Origin of the sequence: Actinocrispum wychmicini (assembly GCF_004345645.1) — a bacterium.
Lineage (GTDB): Bacteria > Actinomycetota > Actinomycetes > Mycobacteriales > Pseudonocardiaceae > Kibdelosporangium > Kibdelosporangium wychmicini.
In genome coordinates this window covers 270547-285302 of record NZ_SLWS01000010.1, presented here as the reverse complement: position 1 = coordinate 285302, position 14756 = coordinate 270547, and the positions used below count along the sequence as shown (strand labels likewise).

The following is a 14756-nucleotide window of genomic DNA, read 5'->3' as shown; positions in this document are numbered from 1 at the left end:
CGAAATACCCCTAGCCACCCGGACCCGGGCGTATTCACACACGGCCCGGAAAACATCACGGGCCGCGCCTGAGCACCTCACTTGTGCTGTTGTCGGGGAACGTGTCTCAGCAGCCCGGCGTCACACAGTTCGCCCACCCAGATGTCCAGTTCCGCCCGCATGTTCTCCGGGTCGGCCAGCCACGCCGCGGCGAGCGTGTCCGCGGCCGCGTCGACCAGCCAACCGTGCTGGCACAAGGCGATCCACATGGCCGCGCCGGCCGGGTCGCAGCGGAAACTGACACCGCCGTGCCGCGGGGTGAGCTCAAGAACGCCGTCCGGCCGGACCGTCGCGTCGATCCAGGGCTCCGGCTGGAGCCGTCCACACAACTCCTTCACAGTGCCCCCTCTCGATCTTTCACAGTGATCTTTCACAACATGCCCATGAATTATCACCACCACTCTACCGGAATCGTCCACACAAATCCAGACAGTCGTATAATCTGAGGGCGCGCGAAAAACCGGCGGTCCACCACGCGGACCGCCGGTCGGCGTCGAATACCACCCTATTCGACCCCTGCTTTTCGAAATACGCCCCTATTCGAACGAACTCATCGTGTCCTGCTGCGCACCGGTGACGGGAACGCGGCTGAGCAGCAGGCCCACAGGGAGGTCCGCCCGGCTGCCGACGTTGAGCTTGCGGTAGACCCGGGTCAGGTGCTGTTCCACCGTGCTCACCGTGATGTACAGCATCCGGCCGATCTCGCGGTTGCTGTAGCCGCGGGCCGCGAGGGTCGCGACCCGCCGTTCGGCGCCGCTCAGCGGCGGCACGCCCTCGGCATCCATCTTCGTTTCCTTCACCTCGAAGGAGCCGCTGTGCGACAGCAGCCTCGACATCGGTTCCGCGTGGCACGCCTTGGCCTCGGCCGCGGCCCGACGCGCGTGCATCCTGGCCCGGCTGAACTCGCCCAGCTCCTGGTGCGCCTCACTCAGGTCGATCAGCGCCCGGGCCAACTCCAGCCGGTCCCCGGAGTTGTGCAGGTCCTCGATCGCCTCCATCAGCAGGTGCGGGCGTTGCCGCAGCTCGGTGGTGGCGGCGAGCACGCGCAGCGAGACCCCTCTGGTCCGCGAGCTGGTCGTGCGGGACCGTTCGAGCTGCCGGGTCACCAGGTCCCGCGCGAGCTTGTGCTGGTCCAACTGCAGATACGCCTGGGCGAGATCGGTGAGCGCGGGCACCAGGGCCGGCACGTCGATGTTCCACTCCCGCATCTGCCGGTCGCACGTCTGGAAGTCGTCCAACGCGGCCAGGGCGCGTTCCGTGCCCAGGTAGTAGTGGCCGCGCGCGTGCAGGTAGCGCAGCCCGATCACGGTACGGAACATCTGGTCCGGCACGAACTGCTTGAGCACGTCGGCCGCGGCGTCCTGCTGGCCCATCCCGGTGTACGCGGACAGCAGCGTGGCCCGGGGCAGTCCGATCAGGACACCCCAGCCCTCGGCCGGCAGCAGCGCCAGCGCGGCGACGGCCTGCGACTGGGCGAACGCCAGGTCCCCTTGGCGCAACGCGATGTCCGCCCGTACCGCGCCGAGCAACGCCTGCCAGGTGGGGGCGTTGCGCCGCTCGGCCTCGTCGGCCAGGGTCTCGCACCAGAACGCGGCCTTGTCCGGCTTGTCGGCGTACGCCAGGGCGAACAGCGCGGAGACGATGACCTCCAGCGTGGTGTCCCCGAGGTGGCAGCTCTGCAGGATGTGCTCGGCGCTGCCGGCCACTTCCTCGGCCCGGCCCTTGACCATCAGGCCGCTGAGCTTGCTCGCCACCTGCACCCAGGGGTTGCCTGGGGTGCCCGCGCGGTCGCCCGCCGGCAACGCCTGCTGCGAGCCGTACATCCACTCGAACACCAGCCGGAGCTCGGCCGCGATCTGCGGATCCGACGCCTGACTCAGCGCGGCCAGCACGGTCTCGGTGTCCCCTTGCCATAACGCGTGCCGCGCGAGCGTCGCCGCGTCCCGGCTGGTGAGCGTGCCTTCGTGCATCGCCTTCTGCAACGGCCCCAGGTGCAGCGCGGCCGCGGCCGGGTTGACCCGCCACTCCACCCGGGCCAGCGCCTTGGTGATCGCGAACCGGGCCTCATCGGACGCGCAGTCGCGCAACGCCAGCCGCAGGCAGTGCGCGGCGGCTTCGACGTCGTCGTCGGCGAGCGCCCGCTCGGACGCCTCGCGCAGCAACTCCACCGCCCACGGCCCGCACGCGGCGTCGGCGGCGAGCAGGTGCCGTGCGATGTCCAACGCGCCCGCGCCCAGTTGGTGCAACATGTTCGCGGCGCTCAGGTGCATCCGCGACCGTTCACCCGCGCGGAGACTGTCGAGCACGACCCGCGCGGCCGTCGGGTGCCGGAAGCCGTGCGGACCGAGCACCCCGGCGGCGGTGAGCACCTCGAACACGGGAACGATCTCGTCGGTCGACTCCCCGACGAGTTTGGCCACGAGCGCGGGCGTGCCCAGCACGCCCAGCACGGCCACCGCGCTGGCGACGTCGAGCAGTTGCGGGTCGCCCCGGTGCAGGCAGGTCAGCACGGCCTGCGCGTACACGATGCCCGGCTTGGGTTCCTGGCCCGGTGTGCTGCGGAAGTCGTCGACCAGCGCGTCGACCAGGAGCGGGTTGCCGCCGGAGAGCTCGTTGCACAACGCGGCGAGTTGGGCGGCGGCCGGCGAGTCCACCCGGCCGAGCACCATTTGTTCGACGCCTTGCACTGACAGTGCGGTGAGCCGGATCTGTTCGTGCGGTTGACGCGTCATCTCGGCACGGAACGAAGGCCACGAGCGACGGCGCTGCTCCCACCCGGCGAGCACGAGCATCACCGGCGCGGACGTCATCCGACGCCTGAGGTAAAGCAGCACCCGCAGGGACGCGCTGTCGACGAACTGAACGTCGTCGATGGCCATGACGATCTGGCGTTGTTTCGCGACATGCATGATGGCCGCGCACATGTCGCGGACGATCGGCGCGTCCAGCGGGCCGACCACGGCCGGGTCGGGGTCGATCTCCGCCCACGGCAGTTCGTCCACTGTGGACATCAGCGGCACGGGAACGTCCGCGAACGCGGAACTGTGCAGGATCTGGCCCAACACGCCCATCTGCAGCGACTGCTCGGCCCGCGACCCGGCGGCGGACAACACCAGCGCGCCGGCCTCCGCGGCGTGGTCGGCGAAGACCCTGAGCAGCTCGGTCTTGCCGGTCGCCAGACCGCCGGTGACCAACGCGACCCGACCGTGCCCGGCGGCGCTCTCCCGCATCAACCGGTCCAACGCGCTCCACGCGTCATTTCGCTCGACCAGGGTCATCATCCCCACAGCCTTTCGTCGTTCAGGACACCGATACCGTGCACCTGACGCCGACCTGTCCACCCGGTAGGGGGACTGTTCCCCGCTCGCGCCACCGCTGGTGCACGCACCCGTACCTGGAAAATTGTTCATCGGGGCCGGATCCCCTTTCCAGTGCCGCGCTCACCAACCTTGACGTGCTCTTCTCATCCGCCGGTATGAACAATCGACGCTGCCACTAGGTGTTCTTCACGAACCAATCAGCGGTCCACTCACATCGAAACAGTGACCCATTGACTGGCAACCGGCGAGGAAACTGCGCTATACAGCAGGCGGAGGCGCATGAAGATGCCTGATCTCGATCTGTTACGCGAACTGGCCGCCGCCCGCACCTACTACGAGGAACGTTTCGGCTGGCCGGTCACCATTGAAGTCAACACCGAACGCCTGGTCATCCCGCTCGGCCAGCGGCTGGACGCCGTGGTGATGCCCGAAGCATTAGGGAGCCGGGTACTGACCGAATTGCGGATCTGTTTGCTCGCCGGGCCGGTACTGGCCGACACGGGCGGCGACTGGTGGATGTTCCTGACCGGCCCCAAAGGTACGGCACCGAAGGACGTGGCGGACCTTCGGTGCGTCGAAGTGCATCTGCCGGCCGCCGGCACACTCGTGGTGATACCACGTGAAATCGGCGAAACAAACGGGTGGCCGTGGATTGAACGGCCGCGGCCGCTGCACCTGCTGCCACCATGGCCGGCCGTGCTGGCCACCACCCGCCGCACCTGTGCCCGGATCCCCCGGATTCCGGCCCCGCGGATACCGGACCTGATCCGGACGAGATGATCCGGCGCTACGCCCTTCAGCCGTCCACATTGGTCTCAATGGCGGTATACCAACACCGGCGAGCAGATATGCGTCGGCGTTATGCACGGTTTGCGGTACGTTCATTATCTTCAATTGCCGCACGGCTACCGATTTTACGCTTTGTCACCGAACGAATACGTTGCGTTCCGGGTCGCGGACCGGACAGGTGACAAGGACTGTCAGTATCACTGGGAGCTGAATTCTTTTCCCCTAATAGCCGATCCAAATGTTCGGTGAAACCCCTATGATCTCGGGTGACGCCTACTGTGGTCCTCACCCACCACGCCGGGCGAGATGTGCCCGACCGGAGGCCACCGCCCTGTTACCAGGTGGCCGGCCGGGAATGGGAAAGGCGCGGACCCAGGCGAGGGCACGCGCCGAGGGGAAAGGGGCAACCATGATCAGGGTGATTATTGCCGAAGACATGCACATGGTCCGCGGTGCCCTCGTCGCGCTGCTCAACGTGGAGCCGGACATCGAGGTCGTGGCGGAGATGTCGTCGGGGGACGAGATCCTGCCGGCGGCGACCAAGTGGCGACCGGACGTGGCCCTGTTGGACATCGACCTGCCGGGCAAGGACGGGTTGACCGCGGCCGGCGAGATCCGCGCGGCGCTGCCCGAGGTGCGCACACTGATCCTGACCGGCCTCGGCCGGCCGGGCACCCTGCGTCGCGCGCTGTCCGCCCACGTCAGCGGCTTCATGCTGAAGGACGCCCCGGCCAGCGAACTGGCCGACGCGATCCGCAGCGTCGCGGCCGGCCGACGGGTGGTGGACAGCCAGCTCGCGCTCGCCGCGTGGGACAGCACCGACTGCCCGCTGACCACACGGGAGAGTGAAGTGCTCCGGCTGGCGGCGCACGGCGCGGACGCCTCGGAGATCGCGTCCAAGCTGTACCTGTCAGTGGGAACGGTCCGCAACTACCTGACGACGATCGCGGGCAAGCTCAACGCCCGCAACCGGGTCGACGCGATCCGGATCGCGACCGAAGCGGGATGGCTGTAACCGAAGACTTCGGTACCAGCCAGCGGGAACCCGTGGCACGGAGCGAAAGAACAGCGGGGGCGGCGGCGAAGCGAACCACCAGGAACGCCAACAAAGCCGCCACCGCCTTAACCCAAAGCCACCACCGCGCTGATCCATGACAGCCGCGAAAAGCCGCGCATCGCATCGACCACAACCGGCCGCCGCTGTCCCCGACGCCAGCCACGAAAACCCACCGCGCTGATCACAACCCGCCGCCGTCCACGCCAGCCGCGCATCACATCGACCTGAACCGGCTGCCGCTGTCCCCGACGCCACCTCGGAATCCACCCACCGCACGACCACAACCGGCTGCCGCCGTCTCCGACGCCAGCCGGGAATCCACCCACCGCACGACCACAACCGGCTGCCGCTGTCCCCGACGCCAGCCGGGAACTCACCCTCCGCGCCGAGAACAACCCGGCGCTGCTGTCGTCGACACCAGCCGCGAAAGTCCCGCCTATCGCGCCGAGCACATCTCGCCGCCACCGTCTCCGACACCAGCCGGAAACTCATCGCTTCAACCACAGCTCACCATTGCTGTCCTCGATGCCAGCCGCTATGCCGCGCACGCATCGACCACAACTCGCCACCGCCGCCCTAGCCCCAGCCCCGAAACCCACCCTCCGCACCGACCACAGCTGTCTTCGATACCTCACGCATCAACCCACAGTTCGCCTTCGCAGTCCCCGCCGACCAGCCCGCAAGTCTCCCGGCGGCCATCGCCGTCGGCTAGGAAACCACCCGCAGTGGGGGTTTCAGGTCGTCGTCGCCGTCGTCCTGGTCGCTGTCGTGTTGCTGGTCGAACAGGGGAATCACAGCGTGCAGCCGGAATCTCTTGTCGCCTTCGCGTTCCGCGGTCAGCTCGCCGCCCAGTTCGGCCACCCGCGCGGACAGGTTGTGAATGCCGCTGCCGCCCGGACCTTCGTCCTTTCGGGAATCGACCGGAATGTCCCGAACGCCGTCGTTGACCATCTCGATGGTCACCCGGCCGTCCGCCTGCCGGACGCTGATCTCGCAGAATTCGGCCTTGCTGTGCCGCAGCAGGTTCGTGATCCCCTCGCGCAGCACGGTGGCCAACACCGTGGACACCCGCACCGGCAGGTCGCGGTAGTTCACGTCCATTTGGACCTGCACGTCAGCGGCCGCGAGCACCGACCGGGCCGACTGGCATTCCTCGTCGAGCGACATCTCGCGGTAGCCGCTCGCCACCGCACGCACGTCGGCCAGTGCCTGCCGAGAGATCTGCAGGATCTCCACCAGCTCCTCGCGGGCCCGCGCCGGGTGCTTGATCACCAGGCGGTGGGTCAGCTCGCTCTTCAACGTGATGGCCGAGAGGTTGTAGCCGAGCAGGTCGTGCAGGTCGCGGGCGAACCGCAGCCGCTCCCGCGCCACCGCCATCTTGGCCAGTTCCTCGCGCGCCTTGTGCAGCTCGGTGACCAGGGTGGCGAGCCTGGTCAGGCCGTACACCAACAACCCGGTCAACGTGGTGGACAGGGTGATGTAGACGACGTCCTCCGGCTGGCCGCTGTACGCCGCCTGCGTGAACGCCATGCTGACGACGACCAGGCCGGCGGTGATCCAGCCGAACGGCACCGGCATCACCACGAGCGCGCTGCCAGCCAGGAATCCGGGCAGCCCGACCCACAACTGCTTGAACTGGAGCAGCGGCAGGTAGACCAGGCAGGCTTGGACGAGCAGCGCCGAATAGCGGGCCCAGACCGGCAGTTCGGCCGCCCGTTTGGACATCCAGAGAATCTGAATCGAGAGCAGCAGGACGATATAGACGGTGCACAGCGCGCCGGTGAGGAACGTCGGCTTTGTCAGCAGCACCCGGAAGAACGCTAGCATGGCTATGCAGCTGAAGGCCGTGACAACGACTAACCTGGCCACTCTTGGGGCGAGTGTCGAGTTGACGGATAACGCATTACCGTCCGAGTCTGGGCTCATTCTCCCCCCAGCATCGTCACGCTCTCGGCCTGCCTAAGACTACACGCCAACCTGTATAAGTAGTTGTTGCAGCAAGCTGCAGTCACGGATCTTGCCTAGCCATGTCACGCTCGGGTATGGCCTCGGGGCGAAGCCCGACCACGAACCCGCCCACGGTCACTTCCGCCGGCCAGTCCAGCAGGAAGGCGCTGTCGCAGACCTCGATGTCGCCGACGGAAAGCGCGCACGGCGCCAGCCCCATAGCCGTCGCCACAAGGTACAGCGTCTGCTGCAACACGCCCACATGCCGCAGCGTGGTGGCGTACGCGATGCCGTTGTACATCCAAGACAACCGTCCCATTCGTGCGGTCACGGTGATGAGCGCCGGTGGCCGTTGCAGCGAACCCGTGGCCACCTTCGCATCGTCCAACAACTCGCCGACCTTGTCCTCCGAAGTATTGATGAGCGTCAGGGCGTGCCCCAGCGGGTCGTAGTGGTAGATCCCGCGGGGCAGGTCGGTGCACCGGTCAAGGGTCACGTACAGCTCGAGTTCGTGCAGGCTGGCGCTACTGGGATATGGCCGGTCGCTCACCGCGTAGCTGACTCCGCCGCCGTCCGCGGGCCGTACCGAACGAATTCTGGCGGACCGGAACAACAGTTCGCCCAGCCGGCCGGCACTCAGCGGACGGCGCGCGAACTTACGGTAGGACCGTCGGCTCTCCACCACTTCGGTGAACGGCGGATCAGCCGCGATCACCTCCGACAGGAGCGGCTTTTTCAGCGGGAACCGGGGCCCGTCCGGGACGGGTTTCACCGCGGGCGGCGGCGGCAGCTTGTCCCCGTGCGGATACACCGCGCCCCGCGGGTCGTCGTGCCGGCCCAACCGGCTGCGGGAATGGAACAGCAGGTCATTGTGCGACCACACCAACAAAGCCGGGTCGGTGTCCTCGGCGAACCGCGCCGTGAGCGGATTCCCGGGCCCGTCGGCGAAGACCACCATGCCGACCGCGGCCACGTACGTGACGATGTCGACCACCAGCGACTCGGCGATGTCCAGCGCGGGCGCCAGGTCCGCGATGGTGGTCGCCTTCCCCAGCGACCCCACCACCCGGGTGGCCAGCGACCGGTGGAACACCACCCGGTGGCGGGCCAGCGGCGACTCGAGCACCACCTCGCCGTCGCTCGCGCGCATCGCCGCGAACCGCGACAGCCGCACCGGGTGGTGCACGTCGACCACGGGCAACTCGAAGTTCGCCTTGCGGGAGATCGGCACCGCGGACAGCAGCGGCCCGCCCATGTCGGCCAGGCCGAGCGAGTGCACGACGCAGCTCCCGAGCTTCTCCAGCACCTTGCGCACGCGCAGGTACTCCGGGTCCTGGTCGACGTGGTTGCCGCCGCCCGCGCGCGGCGGCAGCAGGTTCTCCAGGGACACCGGGCCGAGGCTCATCCGGTACAGCCACTCCCGCACGACCGGGCTCGGGTCGTCGATCTCGATGTCCCCCCATCTGGTGAAAACCAGCAGTTGGTCATCCGTGCCGCTCTCCACCAGAGCGTCCTCACGCAACGACCACAGCCTGATCCGCTCCGGCTCACCGGCGGGGGGCTTGAACTGCACAGTCGGTCTCCACGGATTGACGGTGACGCCTGGTGGGAACCACCCATCTGCCCTGGCCACGATCAGATGAACAGCGGGGTCGGGTTGAGCTCCTCGTACCGTGTTGGCGCGGCGAGCCGACCAAGCAGAACAGGGACGTCGAACAGCCGGCCGGGCGCGTAGCGGGCCCAGAAGCTGCGCATCCCGGGCACGACCACCTTCACCACCGGCAGGCCGATGTCCGGCCTGGTCTGGTCCAGCACGAGCACCTCCAGTCCCAGCGACTCCACCCGGCCGCGGACGAACTCGACGTCGTCAAGCAGGTCCGGAGTGGACACATAGCCGTAGTCCTGCGGTGTCAGCGGCCGGACGTCCCGGTCCGGCGCCAGGTAGGGCTGGTTGGCCACGGTGGCGTTCTGCCACCACTTCACCGGTTCCGGCTCGATCCAACCGTAGTCCCCGTCGGTGACCACGGGCATGAGCTGGTTCATCTCGGTCAGCGCGCGACGCAGGCACACGCGGGGATCCAGGTGCGCGCCGAACCCGAACATGATGTCCTCTGTGTCGCCGTCGGTTCGCCGCGACAGGGCGACCATCGTCGGGATCCCGGAGTCGGCGGTCACGTCCAGCACCCAGACCTCCCGGTTCAGTCCCTTGTAGACGTCACGGAGTTCGTCCACCCACGGCTCGGCGAACGCGTCCAAGTCGACGGCGGCCTGCTTTGTCCGGTTGTACCACCAGATCGCCACCGAGTCACGCTCGACCAACTCCAGCAACCCCTGCAGCACCGCGTCTTCCAGGCTGCTGCCTGCGGCGTTGCCGTTGGAATCGGCGTACAAGGAAACTGAACCGCCCTCGGGTGGCGCGCCGTAGTACAACATGGCGGTGGGCAGCAGCCGGTGCCGCTCGTTCGTCAACGACCAAACCGGAGTCCAGTCCATCACCGCGTTGTCGTCGAACGGGTCCGGCACGTGTTGGAACGACGAGTGCGACGCGTTCCACGCGGACCGGTTCGGGTACTGCCGTTCGTCGAACAGTTGGCACGTCGACGGATGGACGGCCTGGTCCGCCAACGACCGGTAGCTGCCCCGGACGCGTTCCTCGTCGCCGTGGAAGAACCCGGAATGTCGTTCGAGCGCCTCGCACATGGCGCTCACCTTGCCGTGCAACGGAGTCACGCCCTTGCCGCCGTTCTCCACCCGCGGCGCGGCGGTCAGGTTGATCATGGTGCGGCCGCCGACGGCCACGTTCGGGCCGGCCCGGAAGGAGTTGAAGAACTCCGGCCCGCGGGTGTTGCGGGTGATCTCCTTGATCACCCCGGTGACCGGGCTGATCAGGTGCTGGTAGCGGTCGAGGACCTGCTGCGGCGGAAGCGTTCGGTGCCCGCCGGCGTTGTCGGCCGCCTTCGGCTGGCTGGTCAGCGTCACCGGAAGTCGGGCCTGCGCGCGCATGTACGTCGGGTCTCCGCACAACGCGCACTGTGGCCTGCGCCGGAACTCGTGGTGCCGGGCCTTCAGGTCGAGACTGTCGAACGTCATCACCGAGCGTTGGCCGGCGTACCGGTAGCCGGCCAGCCACTTGGTGACCTCCAACGCCATCATGCGGGTCGCCATCGCGTCGAGCGCGGGCAGGGAAGCGACCGGGCGCACAGCGGGGCCGACCCGGCCCAGCCTTGCCTGTACGTGCGCCTCGGCCTCGCGGTGGGCCCACAACCGGTTCGCCAGGCAGTGCCAGCAGCCCAGTTCCGGTGAGTCGAAGACCGGCCCGATCCACACCTGGGAGCCGATCAGTTTGGCGAGCAGCCAGGGGCGGCGAGCGGCACGGTGCACGGCGTCGATGTCGGCCAGATCCGGCGACAGGTAGTCATCGCACAGCACGACCGAAAGGTCCGCTGGATCATCCGTCGCCAGGGCGAACCCGGCACCCGTGCGGTCCTCATCCCTCGGCGGCGGACCGACCTGCACGGAAAGTCCCGCTTCGCGCAGGGCGGCGAGCGCGGGCACCGGATCGACATCTCCAGTCACGATCACCTGGACGCGTTTGCCCGTGGTGTTCGCGACCGCCGTAGTGGCGTCCGTGCCGGCCGCCTCCCAGTAAGCCCTGGCCCGCTCGGCCACGCCGGAGCTCGGCGGCGGTCCCAGGGTGAGCAGTCCGGCCTCGTCCAGCCGGGCGATGAACCTGCCGACCTGCTCCGGCGCCACGCCTGTGGGGACATCCCGAAGCAGGGTCTCCAGGTCGCGGGTGCTGTCCAGCAGCGGCGCGAGCGTCTCCGCGTCCGTCCCCCGGAGCGCGGTGACCCCGCGCTCGGAGAACAGGTACACGGCCTCGCCCTTGACGACCTCAACGCGCAGGTGGCGTTTGAAGCCGACGACACGCCCGGACGACGCACCCGAGGTGGTCATCGCTACTTCATCTCCTCGGCAACCACGACGAGGTTGAAAGTCTGAGTGCACGAGCCAGCCATTGTCGCCTCGGGATTGCGCCACTGGTCAAGTTCGTTGATGACCAGGTCGCTGTCGATGGTCAACTGCAGGTCCAACTCTGCGAACAACGAACCGAGGGTGTCGGTGAGAGTGGCGGTCACGGTGTTGTTCAGGGTGGCGATCACAATGTCCCCTATCCTAGATTTCCCCGCTCGATTGGATCGAGAAAAGCATGCGACACACCCGCCCAGCCCGGCCAGTGTCGCGTTAATCAGTGCGCGAGCCGTTCCATCACCGTCCGGTACAGGAATTTTTCATACCCGTTATAGGAGATCGTCATAGCCGGTCAACGGGGTCACGACCACCGGCCAGTGGCCAAGGATCCCCAGCAAGAGGGCCATGATCGCGGAGCGTCGCCGCCCACCACCCCACCGTGATCCATTTCATGTACCGATCACCGGAACACAACGCGCCGCAGTAACCACCAAGTGGCCGCCCGTTCATTTTCTCACCCCTTCACCAATGCAATTCTTCGATCAATTACTTCGGCACGGCACCCACATTCCCCCAGGCAGACCCAGACAACATGGCTAAGAGTGACCACCATTAACGGAAAGCACCCACCCACCCCCACCCCACGCTCCGTACCCAACAATGACCAGGGCCAACAGGTATGCCCAGTTCAACGGGCCGAACCGGGATTCTGTCTTGAGCGTCTGCATAGGACAGTGCGACAAGACCCGGGACGAACAGGACAAATCATGCGATGACCCACTCCCCTGCAGGAACATGAGCTGGCCGCACCCGGGTGAGTTGCAGGAAGATGCGGCCCCCAAAGACCGCCTGGCCCGCCCAAAGACCCGATGAGCCAACGATGTGCAGACCCACACGCCCACACGCCGCGCGCCTAGCGCATGGATGCCGCGCGCCAGCGCATGGGCGCGCCTAGCGCATGGGTATGGCTGGCGCGCTAGCGCATGAGTGTGGCCTGGCGCGCCAGCGCATCGCTTGGGTGTGGCGCGCCTAGCGCATGGGTGTGGCTGGCGTGTTCCCTCTCCCGACCGACCTGGGCGAAGCCCAACCACGCGTGTCAAGAGGTCCGCCGGCGCGACCCAACCCCGAGACCAGGCGATACGGACCTCTTGATACGTGTGGTTGCCTCCCGGCAGGTTGGTCGGGAGAGGGAACACGCCCTCAACCAGCCCTCCACCAAAGCCGAATGCCCCGTCAAAGGGGCACCCCACTCTCTCCTGATCGATCAGCCGCCCGGCGAGGGCAGTCTTTGAACAACGAGCACTCTTTGGGCAAAAGATGCGCTCGCCGCGCAGGCAGATCAACCAGGAGACAGGGGAAGGGCCGCGTCCTGTCTCCCACCCGACCTGCCAAAGGCAACCACAGGCGTCAAGAGGCCGGCTCCCGCTCGGGGTTGCTCGCCGCTGTCAGCCTCTTGACACCTGTGGTTGGGCTGCGCCCAGGTCGGCCGGGAGACAGAACGAGGCACAGCTGTGATGCGCGGGCACGCGCCTCAGGGCGGGTGGGGACTGCCGTGGTGGAGGGATTGCCCTGGTAGACGAGGATTGGCTTTGTGGGCGGGGAGCGTACCTCGGACAGGCTTGGCGGCCTGGCCTCAAGTGAGGTTGGCGACGTGCCTTGGACGTGCGTCTTGGCAGCCTGCCTCGAGTGAGCTTGGCGGCCTGGCCTCAAGTGAGGTTGGCGACGTGCCTCGGGCGTGCGTCTTGGCAGCCTGCATTGGGTGAGCTTGGCGGCCTGCCTGGGACAGGCTTGGCGGCCTGGCCTTGGGCGGACCTGGCGACGTGCCTCGGGTGAGCCCTGGTGGTGTGCCTCGGATGGACTTGGCGGCCCGAGGCGATTGGCGGGCCGAGCGAGCCTTGGTGGGGTGGCGTTGGTGGGGTGGATCAGCCCGTGGCGGTGGTGGGTGGTTCCTGGCCCGCCACGGGCTTTGGTCCTCGGTGGGTGCTGAGTCAGTGGGCTACTGGGCCTGGGAGGAGATGGAGGTAGGTTCCTGCCCAATTCACGATGTCGTTGGTCGTGGGTACCAGTGGGGCGGCTGGGGTAAAGTTGGCCGCGTCGTTGATGTCGCCGGTTCCTGTGTACTTGGCGCGCAATGGGTAGGGAAACACCGGGCGGGTTCGCACTGTTTTGTCGTTGTCGTTGGGGTCGACGGCTTGGGCGATGACTTTTTCGGGGGCTTTGCCGGATTCGACCCAGTTGACCAGTTCTTTGGTGGGGTCGAAGGTGGTCAAACTGTCGCCGCCCTGGCAGTGGTACATGCCCGGAATCATGAACAGGCGGGCCCATTTCTGGGTTTGTTGGGCGCCGCCGGAGTGTTGGACCAGGCGTTGGTAGTAGTCGACCGTGCCGGCCGGTGGGATCGCCTGGTCGGCCCAGCCGTGCCAGATGATCAGTTTGCCGCCGTGCCGCTGGAACCTGGTGAGGTCCAGACTCATCGCGTTCACCTTGAAGCCCTCCAGCGTGAGCCGGTTGAAGTCGGGCAGGGTGAACTGGAAGTCCGCGAGCGAGGACGCCGGCGTGCCGACCGGGTAGCCCAGGTACTTCAGGTAGTTGTCGCCCAACAAGGCGGCAAGCGAGCCGAGACCGGGCGCGGGCAGGATCCAGCCGTCCCACGCCAACTCGGTGCCGCGGGGCTCCCCGGCCGGATAGAGCTTCCGGCCGGCCTGGTCGGTCGGGCCCGCGTAGAACTTGCGCACGGCCGCGACCTGGGCCGCGGTGAGGCACGTCGGCTGGTCCGCCCCGGCGCACTGGATCGCGCCGGGATCGAACGTGCAGGCTCTCGGGTCGTCGAGCTGGCCGTCCACCAGGCCGTCCAGCTTGTCGCACGCGGCGAGGACCGCGCTGTGCAGCGCCGGCAGTTTGTCCGAAGTGACGATCTGGGACCCGTCCGCAGCCGTGTTCGAGCGGTACAGCCAGGCCTGGACCACGATCAGCGGGTCGAAATAGCCGGCCGGGGCGCCCGCGATGATGCCGTCGAAGTCGTCCGGGTAACGCTGGGCGAGCAACAACGCCTCGCGGCCGCCGTTGGAGCAGCCGGAGAAGTACGAGTGCTTCGGCGGCGCGCCGTAGTAGGTCGTGATGATCCATTTCGACGCCAACGAGACCACGTGCGGCGCGCGGAAGAAGAAGTCCTCCCGCAGCGGTTCGTTGTTCGCGCCCCACGTGCCGTCGGCCGCCGGGAACACGCCGCCGCCGACGTGGCCGTCGTTGGTGACCGCGACCGCGAAGTCACCGGCCTGCGGTTTGCCGCAGTCCGGGAACGGGCTCGGGAAGAACGTGCCGCAGAAGCCACCGCAGCCGTCCTGGAAGTAGCGTCCGGTGAACGTGCTGGTCGGCAGCTTCAGCTCGAACTCGACGGCCGGGTCGACATGACCTTTGACGTCGCAGTACTCCGGATCGGTCCCGGCCGCCGGCACCACCTCGGTCGAGGTGACGTGCGTCGGCGCGCCCGGAATGTCGAAGTTCCTGACCAGGTCGGCACAGGCCTTGACCGGCTTGATCACGGGACTCTGGCCGGCGTTGGCCAGGTTGGCGGGAAGGACGAGTGCAGCAGCGATGGCGGCCACGACGGCCGCTCTAGTGAAAGCCCCCATGCG

Annotated in this window: 9 protein-coding genes; 2 read left to right on the top strand and 7 right to left on the bottom strand. The window is 67.5% G+C overall.

Translation table 11 applies throughout. The annotated features are described in order from the left end of the window. Positions 1-77: 77 nt before the first annotated feature. On the bottom strand, positions 78-377 hold the full coding sequence (locus EV192_RS38870) for a PqqD family peptide modification chaperone (RefSeq protein ID WP_207926546.1): 300 nt from the start codon (positions 375-377) through the stop codon (positions 78-80). A 198-nt stretch (positions 378-575) separates the two neighbouring features. Next, the gene (locus EV192_RS38865) at positions 576-3320 is read right to left on the bottom strand and encodes an AAA family ATPase (RefSeq protein ID WP_165960855.1); all 2745 of its coding nucleotides are present in this window, start codon (positions 3318-3320) and stop codon (positions 576-578) included. Between the two features lie 318 nt (positions 3321-3638). Between EV192_RS38865 and EV192_RS38860 the strand changes: the two genes are divergently transcribed. Together EV192_RS38860 and EV192_RS38855 are read left to right on the top strand one after the other, a co-directional pair. Further along, positions 3639-4139: a hypothetical protein gene (locus tag EV192_RS38860; RefSeq protein WP_132123633.1), complete on the top strand. Its 501-nt coding sequence runs from the start codon at positions 3639-3641 to the stop codon at positions 4137-4139. A gap of 418 nt (positions 4140-4557) precedes the next feature. Then, positions 4558-5163, top strand: coding sequence for a response regulator transcription factor (locus tag EV192_RS38855; protein ID WP_132123632.1), 606 nt, complete (start codon positions 4558-4560; stop codon positions 5161-5163). Between the two features lie 750 nt (positions 5164-5913). Here the strand turns inward: EV192_RS38855 and EV192_RS38850 are convergent. The 5 genes from EV192_RS38850 to EV192_RS38830 form a co-directional block, all read right to left on the bottom strand. Then, complete coding sequence (locus tag EV192_RS38850) at positions 5914-7032, bottom strand: sensor histidine kinase (protein ID WP_165960854.1); 1119 nt, start codon at positions 7030-7032, stop codon at positions 5914-5916. Positions 7033-7213: 181 nt separating this feature from the next. Further along, positions 7214-8725, bottom strand: a complete 1512-nt coding sequence (locus tag EV192_RS38845; protein ID WP_132123630.1) for a SagB family peptide dehydrogenase — start codon at positions 8723-8725, stop codon at positions 7214-7216. A gap of 62 nt (positions 8726-8787) precedes the next feature. Further along, positions 8788-11106 carry a TOMM precursor leader peptide-binding protein gene (locus EV192_RS38840; RefSeq protein WP_132123629.1) on the bottom strand — a complete coding sequence of 773 codons (2319 nt, stop codon included), beginning with the start codon at positions 11104-11106 and terminating at the stop codon, positions 8788-8790. Between the two features lie 2 nt (positions 11107-11108). Then, positions 11109-11312: a hypothetical protein gene (locus tag EV192_RS38835; RefSeq protein ID WP_132123628.1), complete on the bottom strand. Its 204-nt coding sequence runs from the start codon at positions 11310-11312 to the stop codon at positions 11109-11111. A 1797-nt stretch (positions 11313-13109) separates the two neighbouring features. Next, positions 13110-14753, bottom strand: a complete 1644-nt coding sequence (locus tag EV192_RS38830; RefSeq protein ID WP_132123627.1) for a tannase/feruloyl esterase family alpha/beta hydrolase — start codon at positions 14751-14753, stop codon at positions 13110-13112. Positions 14754-14756 lie beyond the last annotated feature (3 nt).